Genomic DNA, 15,183 nt, shown 5'->3' with positions numbered 1-15,183 from the left:
GGAGTCGCAAACATGAGTGAGAATCTCAAGGATTCGACGGGAGCACCCGTAGCCGTCGAACTCGACGAAGACCGGAAGGCCTATACGATCGCGGTCGACGCAGGCACGATCGCCGGTCGAGCCCACTACCTGCCCGGACCCGTGCCCGAGACGGAGCGGATCTTCTATCACACGGTCGTCGACGAGGAATTCGGTGGCAGAGGGCTCTCGAAGATCCTCGTCGCCGAGGCGCTTGCCGACTGTCGGGAGAAGGGACTGACCGTGGTCCCGATCTGCCCGCTGTTCGTGCGGAAGCTGCAGGAGACCGGGGATGACTATCAGGCCGAAGGCGGACGCTTCCGCAACGCCACCGGAGCCGACTACGCCATCGTCAAAGAGAACTCGCGGTGACCGACCGGGTCGACTTCCGCTCCGACACCGTCACTAAGCCCAGCGTCGGCATGCGCCGGGCCATGGCCGACGCCGAGGTGGGCGATGCCGTCTACGACGAAGATGCGACGACGAAACGGCTCGAGTCGATGGCCGCCGAGATGCTCGGGAAGGACGCGGCACTGTTCTTCCCCTCGGCGACGCAGGCCAACCTCGCGGCGATCATGGCCCACTGCGGGCGCGGCGACGAATTCATCGTCGGCCAGACCGCGCACGCCTACCGTGACGAGGGCGGGGGAGCGGCAGTGCTGGGATCGGTCCAGCCGCAGCCGCTGCCGAACGAACCCGAGGGGATCATCGATCTCGAGGCCATCGCCTCGGCGATCAAACCCGATGACTTCCACAACCCGGTCACCCGGCTGCTCACGTTGGAGAACACGTTCAACGGGCTGCCTTTGCCCGAAGCCTACGTCCAGGAGGCGACCGAGCTGGCGCGCGATCGCGGGCTGGCGACCCACCTCGACGGGGCGCGGATCATGAACGCCGTCGTGTCCACAGGTCGCGCAGCTGCGGCAGTGGCGGGGCGGTTCGATTCGGCCACGCTCTGCCTGTCGAAGGGCCTCGGCGCCCCGGTCGGTGCGCTGCTCGCCGGCCCTGCGGAACTGGTGGGCAGGGCCAAACGACTGCGGAAGACCCTGGGCGGAGGCATGCGTCAGACCGGAGTCATAGCCGCGGCAGGGATCTATGCGCTTGAGAACAATGTCGAGCGTCTGCGCGAGGATCACGATCGGGCTGCCCGGTTGGCCGAGATCTTCGCCGACTACCCCGAGCTCGGCGCCGGTGAGGCCCGCACGAACATGGTCTTCCTGTCCCCGGACGGTGTGGACATGGAGGCCTTCAGCTCTTTGTTGAGTGAGCGCGGCATCGTCACCGGCGGTGCACACGGCAAACTGCGCTGGGTCACGCATCTCGACATCGACGACGAGGCGATCGAGCGCGTCCGGCGTGTGTGCAAGGAGTTCTTCGGCAGGTAGGGGAGGTCCGGGCTGGGTGCCGGAGCCTGCTCAGTTGATGATCTCTTTTCCGTCGTCTTCGCGGATCGCGGCCAGGCGCTGCCGCCAGGTCGCCAGGTCCTCGGGACTCAGCCGCGTCCAGTCGGTGACCTCGCGGATGATGCGCAGAGGTGAGGTGCTGCGGTAGGAGCGGGTGGGGTTGCCGGGGAACTTCTTGTCCGTGACGTTCGGGTCGTTCTCGAACTCGCCGGTCGGTTCGACTTCGTAGACGTGGGGGATGCCTTCGAGCGCGGCGATCTCGGCGGCCAGTCCTGCACCATCGGGCAGGGCAGTGAAGTAGATGTGGTTCATGACGACCTCGGGCCGGTAGTTCGAGTTGAAGCCGGGAGTGAGGAGATCGCCGGGTTCCAGCTGCGCCTTCGTGCCGTGGAAGAACGGTCCGTCATCGAGTGCCGTGGTCATGGGATCAATATAGTCCTGCTCAGGATCTGCCCAATTGCTGAGACCAAGGAGTGCCGATGGGCGGACAGCAGTCAGACTTGAGCGGTCCCATTCGAGCGGCACGAGCACGTTCAACGACGATTACACGAAGGAGCCCCACCCCGCCTATGTCCGCCCCCTCACCATCGCAGACCACCGTCACCACCGCCTCGGCACCGGGGACACTGACCGGACGGCTGCGGCTGATCGGACCCGGGATCGTGCTGGCACTGGCCAGCGTCGGGGCTTCGGACATGATCACGACGATGAACTCCGGGGCCGAGTACGGACTGGCTCTGATCTGGGTGTTCACGGTGGGCATCATCCTCAAGTTCGTCCTCTCCGAGGCGGTATCGCGGCTGCAGATGAGCGGTGACCGTTCGCTGCTGTCGCACCTGACTTCCTTCGGCGGGCGAACATTCCCCGCACTCTTCCTCATCGCCGAGCTTCTCGTCGGCCTGTTCTTCGGCGCCGGAGTGGTGGCCGTGACGACGAACATCCTGCAGGCGATCTTCCCGGTCCTGCCGTTCTGGCCCACCGCCGTGGTCGTGCTTGCCTCAGCAGTGATCCTCATCGGCATCGGCCGCTACGGCCTCGTCGAGAAGGCGATGATGGGCTTCGGGATCCTCATGTTCTTCGGCATCATCGCGCTCGCGATTTCTGTGTACCAAGGGCAGGGCGCGCAGGACGTTGCCGTCGAGACGATTGCCCCGACCTTCCCGCAGGGTTCGATCATCACCGTCATGTCGCTCATCGGCGGGGTCGGCGGGGCCACGGGAATCCTCGCCTACTCATACTGGATCCGGGAGAAGTCCTGGCGCAGCGCCGACTGGAAACCCGTCGTGCGCATCGACCTGCTCATCAGCTACGGACTCGTCCTCGTCTTCGCCGTGGCGATGAGTGCCGTCGGCGCGTTCATTCTCTACGGGCAGGGCTTCACGATCTCGGACAACGACTCACTGTTCGCGATCGCCGACAACCTCATCGGCCGCATCGGCGAGGTCGGGCGGATGATCTTCCTCATCAGCTTCCTCGCCGTGGTCTACACGAGCGTGCTCGGCGGGTTCTCCGGCATCGCTTACGTGACCTCCGACTGCATCCGCGTGCTGCGACGCTACCCGCACCAGGATGAGCCCGAACACGAGATGTCGGCGAAATCGATCGAGTTCCGCGGGGCGCTGGTCTACCTCGCCATTGCGGCTCTGGTCATCATGAGCTTCGGCAAACCGGTGACGCTCGTGCTCATCTACGCCGCGATCAGCGCCTTCATCCTGCCCGTGCTCGCCGTGGCCCTCCTCGTCATCCTCAACCGTTCCTCAGTGGCGGCCGAGCTGCGCAACCGCTGGCTGTCGAACGTCCTGCTGGGCGTCTGCTTCCTGCTGTTCGGATTCCTCGCCGTGCTGCAGGTCAAGGAGTCGGTGATGGGGTTGGTTGGGTAGGGGCCTCCCTTCGCCTCACTCCCTCCCCGAACTGATCCAGGTCGGATTGTCGACGATGTTGCGGGTGCCCTCGACGAGGCTGCGGATCGAATCGAGTCGCCCCATGTCTTCGGCGTCGAGCGTGAGGTCGAGGGCGCCGAGGTTCTCCAGTGCTCGTTCGGGCTTGCGCGATCCGGGAATCGGCACGGCGGTCACACCCATCTGAGCCCCGCGGTGGAGCAGCCACGCCAGCGCTAACTGAGCGTTGGTGGCATCGTGACGGCGGGCCACCTCGGCGATGATGTCGAGGATCTGCTGGTTGGCATCCCAGGCCTGCCCCATGCGCTCGGTGCCGCTGCGGAAGTCGCCGGCCACCTGCTCCTTGGTCAGGGTGCCGGTGAGGAAGCCGCGGCCCAGCGGGCTGTAGGGCACGAAGCCGATGCCGAGCTCCGCGCAGGTCGGCACGACGTGGTCCTCGACGTCGCGTGACCACAGGCTCCACTCCGATTGGAGCGCAGTGATCGGGTGGGTGGAATGGGCGCGCCGGAGTTCCTCGGCGGTGACCTCGGAGAGGCCGATGTGGCGGACTTTGCCGGCCGCGACGAGTTCCGCCATGGCGCCGACGGTCTCCTCGATCGGGACGTCCGGGTCCGGGCGGTGCAGGTAGTAGAGATCGATCGTCTCCACGCCGAGGCGGTTCAGCGATGCCTCGCACGCCTGGTGGGCGTAGTCGGGGCGTCCGTTCGTGCGTTTGGTCGATCCGTCCGTGCCGGTGCGGATCGCGGTGATGCCGAACTTCGTGGCCAGTTGGACCTCCTCGCGACGGCCGGCGAGAAAGGGTGCGAGCATCTCTTCGTTCGTGCCGGCCGGACCGGTGGCGCCCTCGCGGGGCTCGCCGTAGACGTCGGCGGTGTCGAGGAAGGTGATGCCGGCATCGACGGCTGCGCCCAGGGTGGCGCGGGCGGAATCGTCGGTGGTGCCGCCGTAGACGTGGGACAGGGCCATGCAGCCGAAGCCGATGGGCGAGACACTGAGCTCGCCGAGGTGGGTGGTCGTCATGATGAGGTTCCTTCGGGTTCGTGGTCGATGGCTGATGAGGTTGTTGAGGTTGTTGGGGCACCGCCGTAGGTGGCGATCTTGTACTCCGTCGTGTCCAGGGCACGTTCGAGTTCGCGGATCTGGGTCCGGATGCGTTCGCGCTGGGCGAGCATGATCTGCAGGCGCTCTTCGGTGGTCGAGTCCCCGTCGCGGACGAGGTCGACGTAGCGGCTGAGTTCGCTGATGCCCATGCCCGAGGTGCGCATGCGGACGAGGAAGTCGAGCCGTTCGACGGTCTTGCGGTCGTAGATGCGGTGGCCCGATTGGGACCTGTCGATCGTGAGCAGTCCGGCGCGTTCGTAGTAGCGGGCGGTGTGTGCAGTGATCCCGAGGAGTTCGCTGACCTCGGAGATGGAGAGCGGGACGTCCACGTTGGGTGGTTCCTGTCGGGGCAACGGCGGCGGGTGCGGAATCGTCGTTGCGGCTGAGGCGACTGCTGGCTGAGTCATGACCATAACGCTACGACTGTGAGTGCACTCGAAGTCAAGGGTTTGAGTGCCGGGATCACAGCCCGGTGGGGCGGTATATGCGCTGCCTCGCCTCCACTGCCCCACGGATCTCCCAGAAGGCCAGGGCCGATCGGTGCTGGTCATGGCTGCCAAGATGACGTCCGGAGGTTCGTTTTTGATGCGGCGCAACTTGCTCCAGAAACAATCTGGACAGCGGCTATATGCCAAATGTGGCGCAACCCCTTTGCTGGACCCATGGTGAACATCTGACCACGAAAGTTAGACAAGACTGTTCAGAAAGGTATAATTGTCCGAAGCTGATGCATTAATCACGCTGTCATAGGTGGCTTTGGGGTGACATGGAATTGAGACAAGGATGTCGGGTCAGTGCTCGATCAGAATTCGAGGATGCGCACGGGTACTGGAATGACTCGCTCGATGACCTGCTCAATGCAGACCCTAAATATTTCGCGGCCTACGATCGGCTTTTGCGGGTCACTCAGAAGCGCGGTAACCTCACCGATGCGCAGAGGGAACTCATTTGCGTGGCTGTTAATGCACAGGTCACTTATCTTAATGAGAAACATACAAGGCACCACATTCGGGAAGCTCTGAAATCGGGCGTGACGAATGAAGAAATAGACGAGACGCTCCAACTGTCAGCATCCCTGGGGATTCACTCGATGCTGGTCGGTGTGCCCATAGCTCACGAGATATTCGAAGAACTTGGCGTCGCTGTCGACGCTGAAAAGCTCGACGCTCATCGCGAAGCGCTCAAACAGCGCTTCATCGACGAGAAGAAATACTGGTCCTCACACTGGGACGTTGTCCTCGCCTACTCGCCGGAACATTTTGAAGCATATCTCGATCTGTCAGGGCTTGCTTGGACGCATGGCGTACTCCAGCCCTGGTTCAAGGAGCTCATCTATATCGCTATTGATGTAGCTACCACCCACCTCTTTGCTCCTGGTATCAAGACCCATACTGCGCAGGCGATTCGCTACGGAGCGACCCCGGACCAGGTCATCGACGTGATGACGCTAGCCAGCAACATCGGAGTCCACACCACACTCATGGGGATCACGCAGATTCCTGCGGGCACTTTCGAACCCACCGAACGCAAATTTCCCCGATGACTCAGCCAGAGCCATAGTGAGTGCGTCCCGGGCTAGTGACTCCCGCATATGGTTCGTCACCTGCCAGCCCACGATCTCGCGGTGGAACACATCAAGGATGAACGTCGTGTACACCCACCCAACTTGAGTCGGAACATACGTAATATCGGCGACCCAAACGCAATTCGGGCCAGGTGCTGTGAACTCGCGTTCGACAAGATCGTCCGGACACTCCTCAGCCCTGGCTGAGGCCGTCTTCGGACGTTTCCGCTTCCGCCGGATTCCGTCGATGCCCAACTGGCGCATCAACCGCTCCACCGTGCAGCGGGCCACCGGACCGAATTGGTCGGCGTAGTCGCGGTTGATCGCCTTCCACATCTTCCGCACTCCGTAGCAGGAGTAGTTCGCCTCATAGACATCCTGGATGACCACCATCAGTGCCTGGTCCCGGCGGGCCCTGGCCGATGGTTGGCGCTTCTTGAACGCGTAATACGAGCTCGCAGCAATCCGTGCAGCAGTCCCGGACAAGGCGCGCACGATTGGCTCGACTCCGAACTCGTTGCGATTGTCGTCGATGAAGGCGACGATCACTTCGATGGGCGGTCGAGCTCCGCCGCGAAGAAAGCCGAAGCCCTCTTCAGGATCTCGTTCGCCCGCTTCGCTTCAGCCAACTCAGCCCGCAACCGGCGGTTCTCTACTTCAAGATCAACGGACTCCGTCGGTGTGGCTTTGCCAGACTCTTTATGCTTGCGCACCCAGACTCGCAAGGTCTCTTTACTCAGACCGAGCTCACTGGCGACGCGGGTGATTGCCCCGTTCGCGGTGTCCGGGTCGGACTGGGCATGGATGACGAGCTCGACGGCACGAGCCTTGAGTTCGTCGGTGTATTTCACTGGCACGAGAGAATCTCCTTCTTCCAATCTCCCTGCCTCTATTATCCCCGGGGCGATTCAAAGCATGGCTCTAGATCACACCACTCCGCGAATATTGTTTCCCGCTGTTTCAGCACCGTCTACTGCGATGCTGGCGCCGTTAGTAAAACGCGATTCGTCGGAGATGAGGTAGACGACGAGCGCTGCCACCTCCTCCGGCCATCCGACTCGCCCCGCGGGGATCTGCCCGATGCCACGTGCCAGGTTCGCGGTCAGCGGTGTCGCGATGCTGCCTGGATGGACGGAATTCACACGCATGCCTTGGTCCCCAAACTCCATGGCGGCGGTTTTTGTGAGTCCATGTACTGCCCACTTCGATGCCGAGTACGCAGGTGATCCCTTGAAACCCACCAGGCCCGCGATGGAAGAGATGGAGACGATGGAGGCAGAGTCGTTCTTCTTGAGCTCTGGCAAGCAGGATCGCATACCGAAGAAGACACCGTGGAGGTTGACCGACATGACCGTGTGCCATGTGTCGTCATCCATGTCTTCAAGTCCGCCGTGACCAGCGATGCCGGCATTGTTGACCAGCCCGGTGAGGCCGCCGAACTGATTGACTGCAACGTCGACCGCGACTGCCCAGGAAGCAGAGTCCGCGACATCCAGCCTGACGAAGGGCGCAGTGTCTTCACCGAGCTCTTCAGCGCGCGAGCGTCCCAATTCTTCGTCCCGATCAGCGATGATAACGCGGGCGCCCTCAGCACAGAGTGCACGGGCTGATGCCCACCCGATCCCGGAAGCGCCGCCAGTGACGAAAACGATCTTGTCGTCGACTCGTCCCGGGCGCTCGGATGTTCCCGCACAATCCCTTCTTTTCGTCGGATGATTCTGCTGGGAATTTGTAGCTGCCAACATGGTTACTCCGCTATTTGGTGGGGCGACCGGTTATCCGGGCGCGAGATTGTTCCTCAAACGTGCAGATACTGGGCCAGATCGTTTCAGGTCAAATATGCCCACTTGGAAGACGACGACGTGCACCCTTCCGTGTATGCGGAAAGGTGCACGTCACATCTTCGCTCGATCATGCGTTGGAGATCCCGGGAAGCCAAAGCGCTATGTCCGGCCACAGAATGAGGACGATGAGGAAGGCGATCGACAGAGGCAGGAACCACGCGAGCGACATGAAGACGTCGCCCAAAGAGATCCTGATACCTGTGTTGACCTCTCGCTTCTTACAAATGTTGTAAACGACGTAAGACAGCACTCCCACAGGCGGGGTGATCATGCCGATCTCTCCGAGGAAGACGATGAAGACACCGAACCACAGGAGATTGACGTCGTACGCAGCGAACGCCGGCATGAGTATCGGGATCGTCAGCAGCATCATGGCGAGAGTGTCGAAGAACATGCCCATGAAGATGTAGAGCACGATGAGGACACAGAGAAACAGGAATCGTGACAGCCCGAGATCGGTGATGAACGAGGTCACGCTTTCGGCTAGCCCGGTCACTGCGAGCATCCGGGTGAGCATCTCTGCGCCGATGAGGATGAAGAAGATAGCGGCAGATGAACGGACTGCGTTCATAGCTGCTGTTGCGACCTGTGCAATCGGCTTGTTGCGCCAGGTGTAGAAGATGGCGAGGACCAACGACATGCCTGCTGCTGCTGCTCCGGCCTCGCTCGGGGTGAAGACTCCGGTGAACATGCCGCCGAACAGCACCAGCATAATTAGCGGGAAGCCCCATATCTGCGCAAGTGCTCCAAAGCGCTCTCCCCAGGTGATGTTTTTCTCGTCTCCACGCACCTTGTTCTTGTCCCGCCCGACGAGTCGGGGAAGGAAGATGCCGATAAACAACAACATGAGTGCGTATGCGATTGCGATGAGTAATCCGGGAATGACGCCAGCCATGAGCTGTGGGCCGACTGGCACGGATGCGATGCCGGCATAGACGACCAAGAGAATCGACGGTGGAATGAGCTGGCCGGGCAGACCTGCGATGACAACGGTGCCGACCGCTATCCGTCGGTCGTAGCCGGCTCTGAGCATCTCAGGAATTCCAGCACGTCCCAAAGCGTATGTCATTCCAATCGTCGAACCGGAAACTGATGCAAGACCAGCACCAGCGGCAGTTGTGCCGATGCCCAGTCCGCCCGGCAGCCAGCCGAACCATAGCTCTGTCGCCTTGTACATCTTCTGGGTGAGACCAGCTTGCGTCAGCAGTAGGCCCATGAAGATGAAGAGCGGTAGAACCGTCATCGACCACGACGACGACGCGGTGAAAGCAGAGGTCTTGAGAACGTTCGTGAGAGCAAGCGTGCCGCTCACATAATAGATCCCCAATGAGCTTGCAATCCCCAAGGACAGAGGAATCGGCACACCGATGAACATAAGAGCGACCATCAACCCAATGCACCACAGGCCAGAAGCAAGGTCGCTGACGCTGGTGAACAGGCCGATCGCGCAGATGATAACGACCGCGATGGAGATGAAGAAGCCTAACGGCTTGCTTTTGCGGGACGAATCCAGCGGCCCCTTGCTCGCTTCGGTGCGGCCGACAGGTGCCTCGTCGAGGGCCTGGTCCGTTGCTGAATGACTGGATGACATGATGGACACTCCCTCAGACCGTCTCTTCTTCGGCATCGTGATTGATGGACTTGCCGGTTCCGGTGTTGATGTCCTCATGGGGGTCTCGGAACGAGAGGACGGCGTCGAAAACGAACACAATCATTGCGAGTGCGAAGCCGATAGGAACCAGGAAGTAGAACTGCCACACCGGCAGGGAGGTGACGCCTGCAGTCGCACGGATTTCCATCTGCGACAGGGCCTCCTCCAACCCGAACCAGGCGATCGCCGCACACAGGATCGCGCTGGCTCCGTAACCGACGGCCTTAAGGAGCCCCAGTGAAGTCGGATTGAGGCGTTCTGTCACGATCGACACGACATAGTTCTCTTTCCACACCTGTGTGCTGGGAAGTGCGAGCAGTACTGTGATGGGCAGGAGCCACTGCGCGGAGATCTCATTCGCGCCGTGGATCGGGCTGCTGAACCATGTACGGCCCAAGGCGTTGGTGACGCTGAGTATGATCATGGCGATCAGCGCCAACGCAGCGATCGCACAGAGTGCGGTCTCCAAAGATTTGACGACTTTCAACATTGAAATCCGGCTTTCTGATCAGTGGGTGAGGTTACTCGGGAAGTTCCGCCGAGGTTGTGAACTCGGCAGAAGTGTCAGGGAGTTCAACGGACGAACGGCGATGCTGATTCGAACGCGCTTCGTATGCCGCCGTCCAGGCGAATGACCTCTGCGTTGATATAGCTGTTCTGCGCGATGTGGTGAGCCAGCGCGGCATATTCGTTCGGATGGCCCATCCGATTGGGGAAAGGTATATGGCGAGGCAGGCGAGGTGTCTCTGCAAGGATCGGCGTATCAAACAGTCCTGGTGCGATCGTCGCGATGCGAATCGCCCACGGTGACAGCTCTCGCGCTAGTGGAAGGGTCATTCCGATCACGCCGGCTTTCGAAGCTGAGTATGCCGACTGTCCGGGTTTGCCTTCAAATGCTGCGCCAGACGAGGTGAGGATGATGAAGCCACGTTCCTCGTTCGCTGGCGTGTCGCGCGCAGTCATTGCGGCGATCACATGGCGCAGGACTATGAATGTCCCGCCGAGATTGACGCGAAGTGTCCGCTCGATCGTGTCCAGATTGTCGATGACCTGACCGGAGGTCGGTGCAACTAGATGGCCAGGGTTGTCTGGTCCGAATTCTGCGATTCCAGCGCAGTGGATGAGCCCCGCGATCGGAGCGTGTTTAGCCGCAGCCGTTACGGCTTCACGCACGCTCTCGTTGTTGGAAACATCGACCCGAAACGGGACGAATTCGGCGTTGCCGCTGCCTTTGAGCCGCGCCGGTGTCCCGAAGTCGAAGCCGAAAACCGTATAACCGTCCTTGAGGAAGCGTTGCGCTGTGGCGAATCCCAATCCTCCAGAGGATCCTGTGACGACGACTGCATTGGCACTGGACATTCTCATCCTTTCGAGGCCGGTCGTTGAGTTCCAGATAGGATGACCGACCGACGCGGCATTGAGTCGGTCCGCCGTAGACGGCGGCTTCTAGAGGAATCTATACAACATAGTCATGTTTTGTCTATACGTTGGAGTGGCTGGATTTCGAAAATCGACAGATTAGCGAGATTTGCGGCTGACCTGTTGTCACCTATTGCGGGGCCTGGCATGATGTGGCCTGATCGTCTTGACATGTTTCATGAATAAGTGCTTTGATGATTCAGAACTAGACGCAAGTGTCTAGAAACATTCACGCAGAGTCGCATGTATGCAGATTCGCGTCGTCGAATCATCGGGAGGAAAGCCAGTGGCCCACAACGAACTGCACTTCGGAATCTTCAGCCTCACCAACGTGCCAGACTGGAGCACTGAATACGAAGCTGTCCACAAGGGCATCGAACAGATCAATCTCGCGGATGAGCTTGGGTTTGAGGAAGCTTGGGTTGCAGAGCACAACGCGCGTCAGTATGGCATCATCTCGTCGTCTCAGGTGCTTCTGGCCGCTTGCGCTGGTACGACGAAAAACATTCGCTTGGGTACCGGCGTCGCTCGTCTCCCGATGAACCACCCGCTTAAGCTAGCGGAAGACTTCTCGCTGCTAGACGTCATCAGCGACGGCCGCCTCAATTTCGGTATCGGCAAGGCGTACGACTTGCTCGAGTTCCAGGCTTACAACATCAACCCTGATGAGCGCGACGAGCGCTATCAAGAGACGTTCGAGATCATCATGCAGGGCTGGCGGACCGGCAAGATCAGTCATAAAGGCAAGCACTTCTCGGTTCCCGGCGAAGGTGAGCAGGCGGAAGAGATCCAGCTCATGCCGAGGCCCCTGCAGAAGCCTCATCCGCCAGTCTTCGTTATGGTGTCACAGACTGAGGCATCGTTGCGTGCGGCGGCTCGACAGGGCTTCGCCTTTGTAATGGGTCAGATGCCGACGTGGGAGGATATGGCTCGCCTTGTCAACATCTACCGTGAGGAAGCCAGGGACGCGGGCTACAACTACGACGAGATCGACGACCTCGTTGCTAGGTCGTCGCAGCTTAAGGCCATCCACGTCTCCGACGACCGTGAGACCGCGGCGAAAGAGTACGAAAAGGGTCTCATGTGGTATCTCAGCATTCTCAGCAACAGGGCGAAAGTCGGTCTCGGCCTCAACGAATTGAGCTTCCAGGAGTATCTCGACAAAGGTGCGATCATCCTCGGATCGTCTGACGATGTTGCTCAGCAGCTGGACGATTACAAGAAGGTCACGGGAATAGGTGGACTGGTCGGTTGGTTCGATGCCGGCAGCCAGCCTCAGGGCCAAGTCCTCAAGTCAATGACCAAATTCGCAAAGGAAGTGCGCCCGCAGATCAGCGGGTTGAGTTCCTGACACCACTCGTCCCGGCTTGACGGGACAGTCTCCGCGGCGCCCAGGGGCGACCCAGGGCGCCGCGCCCACACCCAGCAGCGGCGGAGGAAAACGCAGATATGAATGGCAGCGCGGCAGAACAGGCTGCAGAGCACAAAGAAATCATCGACGCTCTCTTCGGGTTCGTCGACAAGGCAGTCGAGCCGATCGAGCAGGCGAACGCCGAGCTCCTCGCCGATGATCGCCGAATCTACAACGACCGTGGTCTCATGACCCCGGAATACCTTGCGATCAACAGGCAGGTCCGAGAGCTGTCGGCCGAATCCGGCTTCTACTCGCTCTACGGGGCGGAGGAGCTGGGCGGCGGGAATCTATCGGCAAGCGGAATTGTCGCCATCCAGGAAGCGATGCATCATCGCTACGGGCCTGATCGCATCATCGTCCACGAGTCAGTCATCCCATCACCGTTCACCAACGGCCTGAGCCCGCTACTGCTCAAACTCAACGAGGATCTGCTGGCCGAGAAGATTGACGCCATCAGAGACGGCAGCGCCACTCTGTGTTTCGCCCTGTCAGAACCCGATGCAGGCTCAGACGTCTTCAACGTCAAGTCGAAAGCGACACCAGTCGAGGACGGGTGGGTCATCAATGGTCAGAAGCAGTGGATCTCGAACGCCGCCCATGCGTCACACGCCTTCGTCTTCGCAGTGACCGACCCCGAACAGTTCAAAGCTCGGAAGGGTGGAATCACCTGCTTCTTCGTTGACACCGACTCCCCCGGATTCTCAGTCGACACCGGTATCCCGATGATGGGCAACCGGGGCTCGAATGCGACTATCATCTCGCTCACGGATGTTCACGTGACCCCGAGGCAGATCGTGGGCGTGGAAGGCGAAGCCTTCAAACTTGCCCTGGGCGGCATCGGTCGCGGCCGACTCACGATGTCCGCGACGTGCGTGGGTCTCGCACGATGGGCGCTCGACAAGTCCATCAGCTACGCGAACACGCGCAGCACCTTCGGCAAGACGATCGGCGAACATCAGCTCATCCAGGGAAAGCTTGCGGAGATGGCGATGGAAATCTATCTTTGCAAGTCGGCAGTGCTTCGGACTGCTGAAATGGTCGATGCCGGTGAGAAGTCCGTCAAGGAGACTTCGATCGTCAAGGCCCGGTGTACCGAGATGGTGGGCAAAGTCCTCGACGAGGCCATCCAGATCCACGGCGGACTTGGTCTGACAAACGAAATGGGCCTGGAATCGGCATATCGTTTCGCCCGCATGTTGCGCATTCCTGACGGAACCTCAGAAATCCAACGCCGCACCATTGCCAAACGTCTGCTCGCCGGGGAGACGGTGCTGTGAGCGACTTCGCAACTCTTTCCTACGTCGAGCGTGAACTTCGCGCGGGAGTGCTCACGATTACGCTCAACCGACCTGAGGCGAAGAACGCGCTCAGCATCGACCTCCGTGCTGACCTGCGCACCGCCCTGCTCGATGCCCATCACGATGAGGCTGTCCGCTGTATCGTTCTGACCGGAGCAGGTGACAGTTTCTGCGCGGGCGGTGACGTCAAAGGCATGGGGAAGAGCACCCCCGTCCAAGGAGCCGCGCGCATTGCGTTGGGCCGTGAGCTCATCGAGCTTCTGCGCGGAGTGAGGGTGCCGACGATCGCCGCAGTTCGCGGTCACGCGGTCGGTGCGGGTTTCGGCCTTGCTCTGGGGGCCGATCTCATCATCGCCAGTGACACCGCCAAGTTCCAGTTCGGCTTCGTCAAGCGGGGCCTCGCTCCCGACAGCTCCGTTCCCTACTTCCTGGCGCAGCAGATTGGTACGAGGACAACAATGTACTACGGGATGACCGGCGAGATCATTGACGCCGTCAAGGCACTGGAACTGGGCATCGCTGCCCAGAGCTACGGGGACGAGGAGTTCACTAACAAGGTCCAACGTTTCGCCGAGACTCTCGCGGCAGGGCCTACCGCCGCTATGTTTTCGACCCGCAAGGTCATACACGCAGCGTCGGATCTCACCTTTGCGCAGACTTGGGACTTCGAATCGTTTGCCTCTGCGGTGACGTCAACGACCCAGGACCATAAGAACTCGGTCGCAGCTTTCAAGGCGAAGACGGCCGTCGAATTCCACGGAGTGTGATTGCCATGAGTCTGGTAAGTACAGAACGCAATGGAGAGCACCGCTACGCTGTCATTACGATGCAGCGCCCGGAGAAGCTCAACGCATTCAACACCGAATTGCTGAACGACCTCTTTGCTGCACTAGCCGAACTCAAGGACGATGACTCCATCTCCGCAGTCGTCGTGCAGGGTGCCGGTGGGAATTTCAGTGCAGGTTACGACGTCGTGACGAGCTACACCGCTCCCACGGCCTATCAAGACTGGCGCAAACTCCAGAATGCAGTGGACCTGTGGGAACGAGTGTGGCGCTACCCAAAGCCGATCATCGCGGCGGTCGAGGGGCATTGTCTGGGCGGAGCGACGATGTTTGTCGCCTGTGCTGACCTCGTTGTCGTCGCCGACGATGCGAACATCGGGTGGCCCTCGATTCCCCTCGGCGGTGGTCTGCTCAGTCCCGTCTCTCTGTGGCACGTCGGTATGCGGAAGGCGAAGGAACTGTCATACATCGCTGGCAACAGTATGTCTGGCGCGGAAGCCGCGGACCTGGGGTGGGCGAACCGCAGCGTGCCAAAGGGTGAGGTGGAAGAGGCTGCGACTGTGCTGGCGCGCAGGGTCGGCAAGACACCGCTGGATCTCCTCTACCTCAAAAAGAACGCGCTCAATCGGGTATTCGACCGACAGGGCTTTGTCGAGGCATTACGGTCCGGTGCTGAGTGGGATTCAATCTCACACACCGCCGAGTCGATCGATCAGGTAAAGGACCAGATGCGTGAGCTCGGCTTCCGAGGGGCGATCAAGCACTTCACTGAAGGCTGACCAGCACGC

General features: G+C 60.6%; 17 protein-coding genes and 1 other annotated feature. Of the genes, 8 read left to right on the top strand and 9 right to left on the bottom strand.

Features of this window, described 5'->3' with window-relative positions:
- Positions 1-12 precede the first annotated feature (12 nt).
- Positions 13-390 carry a GNAT family N-acetyltransferase gene (locus CV023_RS09615; RefSeq protein WP_230745286.1) on the top strand — a complete coding sequence of 126 codons (378 nt, stop codon included), beginning with the start codon at positions 13-15 and terminating at the stop codon, positions 388-390.
- Positions 387-1,403 carry a low-specificity L-threonine aldolase gene (ltaE, locus tag CV023_RS09610; protein WP_230745285.1) on the top strand — a complete coding sequence of 339 codons (1,017 nt, stop codon included), beginning with the start codon at positions 387-389 and terminating at the stop codon, positions 1,401-1,403. Before CV023_RS09615 ends, ltaE begins: the two co-directional genes overlap by 4 nt.
- A 30-nt stretch (positions 1,404-1,433) precedes the next feature.
- On the opposite strand, the gene arr is transcribed toward ltaE, so the two are convergent.
- On the bottom strand, positions 1,434-1,844 hold the full coding sequence (gene arr / locus CV023_RS09605) for an NAD(+)--rifampin ADP-ribosyltransferase (RefSeq protein ID WP_230745284.1): 411 nt from the start codon (positions 1,842-1,844) through the stop codon (positions 1,434-1,436).
- A gap of 146 nt (positions 1,845-1,990) precedes the next feature.
- On the opposite strand from arr, the gene CV023_RS09600 reads away from it, so the two are divergent.
- Positions 1,991-3,301: an Nramp family divalent metal transporter gene (locus CV023_RS09600; protein ID WP_230745283.1), complete on the top strand. Its 1,311-nt coding sequence runs from the start codon at positions 1,991-1,993 to the stop codon at positions 3,299-3,301.
- Between the two features lie 15 nt (positions 3,302-3,316).
- Here the strand turns inward: CV023_RS09600 and CV023_RS09595 are convergent, their stop codons facing one another.
- Together CV023_RS09595 and CV023_RS09590 are read right to left on the bottom strand one after the other, a co-directional pair.
- Complete coding sequence (locus CV023_RS09595) at positions 3,317-4,339, bottom strand: aldo/keto reductase (protein ID WP_230745282.1); 1,023 nt, start codon at positions 4,337-4,339, stop codon at positions 3,317-3,319.
- Positions 4,336-4,827, bottom strand: a complete 492-nt coding sequence (locus tag CV023_RS09590; RefSeq protein ID WP_230745281.1) for a MerR family transcriptional regulator — start codon at positions 4,825-4,827, stop codon at positions 4,336-4,338. Before CV023_RS09590 ends, CV023_RS09595 begins: the two co-directional genes overlap by 4 nt.
- 359 nt (positions 4,828-5,186) lie before the next feature.
- Here CV023_RS09590 and CV023_RS09585 point away from each other — a divergent pair, with 359 nt between their 5' ends.
- Positions 5,187-5,963, top strand: coding sequence for a carboxymuconolactone decarboxylase family protein (locus tag CV023_RS09585; RefSeq protein ID WP_230745279.1), 777 nt, complete (start codon positions 5,187-5,189; stop codon positions 5,961-5,963).
- Here CV023_RS09585 and CV023_RS19130 read toward each other — a convergent pair.
- The 6 genes from CV023_RS19130 to CV023_RS09560 form a co-directional block, all read right to left on the bottom strand.
- On the bottom strand, positions 5,868-6,479 hold the full coding sequence (locus CV023_RS19130; RefSeq protein WP_350309929.1) for an IS3 family transposase: 612 nt from the start codon (positions 6,477-6,479) through the stop codon (positions 5,868-5,870). The genes CV023_RS09585 and CV023_RS19130 overlap by 96 nt on opposite strands.
- Positions 6,441-6,569: a sequence feature (AL1L pseudoknot), on the bottom strand. (Overlaps the previous gene by 39 nt.)
- Complete coding sequence (locus CV023_RS09580; RefSeq protein ID WP_230745278.1) at positions 6,530-6,841, bottom strand: transposase; 312 nt, start codon at positions 6,839-6,841, stop codon at positions 6,530-6,532. (Overlaps the previous feature by 40 nt.)
- A gap of 69 nt (positions 6,842-6,910) precedes the next feature.
- A complete protein-coding gene (locus CV023_RS09575) occupies positions 6,911-7,729 on the bottom strand; it encodes an SDR family oxidoreductase (RefSeq protein ID WP_230745276.1) in 819 nt (272 codons plus the stop codon).
- A 166-nt stretch (positions 7,730-7,895) separates the two neighbouring features.
- Positions 7,896-9,419 carry a TRAP transporter large permease gene (locus tag CV023_RS09570; protein ID WP_230745274.1) on the bottom strand — a complete coding sequence of 508 codons (1,524 nt, stop codon included), beginning with the start codon at positions 9,417-9,419 and terminating at the stop codon, positions 7,896-7,898.
- 13 nt (positions 9,420-9,432) lie between these two features.
- Positions 9,433-9,969 carry a TRAP transporter small permease gene (locus CV023_RS09565; RefSeq protein ID WP_230745272.1) on the bottom strand — a complete coding sequence of 179 codons (537 nt, stop codon included), beginning with the start codon at positions 9,967-9,969 and terminating at the stop codon, positions 9,433-9,435.
- An 83-nt stretch (positions 9,970-10,052) separates the two neighbouring features.
- A complete protein-coding gene (locus CV023_RS09560) occupies positions 10,053-10,838 on the bottom strand; it encodes an SDR family NAD(P)-dependent oxidoreductase (protein ID WP_230745271.1) in 786 nt (261 codons plus the stop codon).
- Between the two features lie 307 nt (positions 10,839-11,145).
- Between CV023_RS09560 and CV023_RS09555 the strand changes: the two genes are divergently transcribed.
- The 4 genes from CV023_RS09555 (at position 11,146) to CV023_RS09540 (ending at position 15,174) form a co-directional block, all read left to right on the top strand.
- Positions 11,146-12,249 carry an LLM class flavin-dependent oxidoreductase gene (locus CV023_RS09555; RefSeq protein WP_230745269.1) on the top strand — a complete coding sequence of 368 codons (1,104 nt, stop codon included), beginning with the start codon at positions 11,146-11,148 and terminating at the stop codon, positions 12,247-12,249.
- 98 nt (positions 12,250-12,347) lie between these two features.
- Entirely contained in the window at positions 12,348-13,589 is a 1,242-nt protein-coding gene (locus CV023_RS09550) for an acyl-CoA dehydrogenase family protein (protein ID WP_230745267.1), read from the top strand.
- Positions 13,586-14,377: an enoyl-CoA hydratase/isomerase family protein gene (locus CV023_RS09545; protein ID WP_230745265.1), complete on the top strand. Its 792-nt coding sequence runs from the start codon at positions 13,586-13,588 to the stop codon at positions 14,375-14,377. Before CV023_RS09550 ends, CV023_RS09545 begins: the two co-directional genes overlap by 4 nt.
- Positions 14,378-14,382: 5 nt before the next feature.
- A complete protein-coding gene (locus CV023_RS09540; protein ID WP_230745263.1) occupies positions 14,383-15,174 on the top strand; it encodes an enoyl-CoA hydratase/isomerase family protein in 792 nt (263 codons plus the stop codon).
- Positions 15,175-15,183 lie beyond the last annotated feature (9 nt).

The organism is Brevibacterium sp. CCUG 69071 (assembly GCF_021023135.1).
Lineage (GTDB): Bacteria > Actinomycetota > Actinomycetes > Actinomycetales > Brevibacteriaceae > Brevibacterium.
This window is presented reverse-complemented; position numbering and strand designations above follow the sequence as displayed.

What these genes read in the sequence shown, in the direction of transcription:
- CV023_RS09565 (WP_230745272.1), bottom strand. Translation starts at nt 9,969, where the DNA reads ATGTTGAAAGTCGTCAAATCTTTGGAGACCGCACTCTGTGCGATCGCT.
- arr (WP_230745284.1), bottom strand. Translation starts at nt 1,844, where the DNA reads ATGACCACGGCACTCGATGACGGACCGTTCTTCCACGGCACGAAGGCG.
- CV023_RS09550 (WP_230745267.1), top strand. Translation starts at nt 12,348, where the DNA reads ATGAATGGCAGCGCGGCAGAACAGGCTGCAGAGCACAAAGAAATCATC.
- CV023_RS09540 (WP_230745263.1), top strand. Translation starts at nt 14,383, where the DNA reads ATGAGTCTGGTAAGTACAGAACGCAATGGAGAGCACCGCTACGCTGTC.
- CV023_RS09615 (WP_230745286.1), top strand. Translation starts at nt 13, where the DNA reads ATGAGTGAGAATCTCAAGGATTCGACGGGAGCACCCGTAGCCGTCGAA.
- CV023_RS09590 (WP_230745281.1), bottom strand. Translation starts at nt 4,827, where the DNA reads ATGACTCAGCCAGCAGTCGCCTCAGCCGCAACGACGATTCCGCACCCG.
- CV023_RS09600 (WP_230745283.1), top strand. Translation starts at nt 1,991, where the DNA reads ATGTCCGCCCCCTCACCATCGCAGACCACCGTCACCACCGCCTCGGCA.
- CV023_RS09575 (WP_230745276.1), bottom strand. Translation starts at nt 7,729, where the DNA reads ATGTTGGCAGCTACAAATTCCCAGCAGAATCATCCGACGAAAAGAAGG.
- CV023_RS09560 (WP_230745271.1), bottom strand. Translation starts at nt 10,838, where the DNA reads ATGTCCAGTGCCAATGCAGTCGTCGTCACAGGATCCTCTGGAGGATTG.
- CV023_RS09585 (WP_230745279.1), top strand. Translation starts at nt 5,187, where the DNA reads ATGGAATTGAGACAAGGATGTCGGGTCAGTGCTCGATCAGAATTCGAG.
- CV023_RS09555 (WP_230745269.1), top strand. Translation starts at nt 11,146, where the DNA reads ATGCAGATTCGCGTCGTCGAATCATCGGGAGGAAAGCCAGTGGCCCAC.
- CV023_RS09570 (WP_230745274.1), bottom strand. Translation starts at nt 9,419, where the DNA reads ATGTCATCCAGTCATTCAGCAACGGACCAGGCCCTCGACGAGGCACCT.
- CV023_RS09595 (WP_230745282.1), bottom strand. Translation starts at nt 4,339, where the DNA reads ATGACGACCACCCACCTCGGCGAGCTCAGTGTCTCGCCCATCGGCTTC.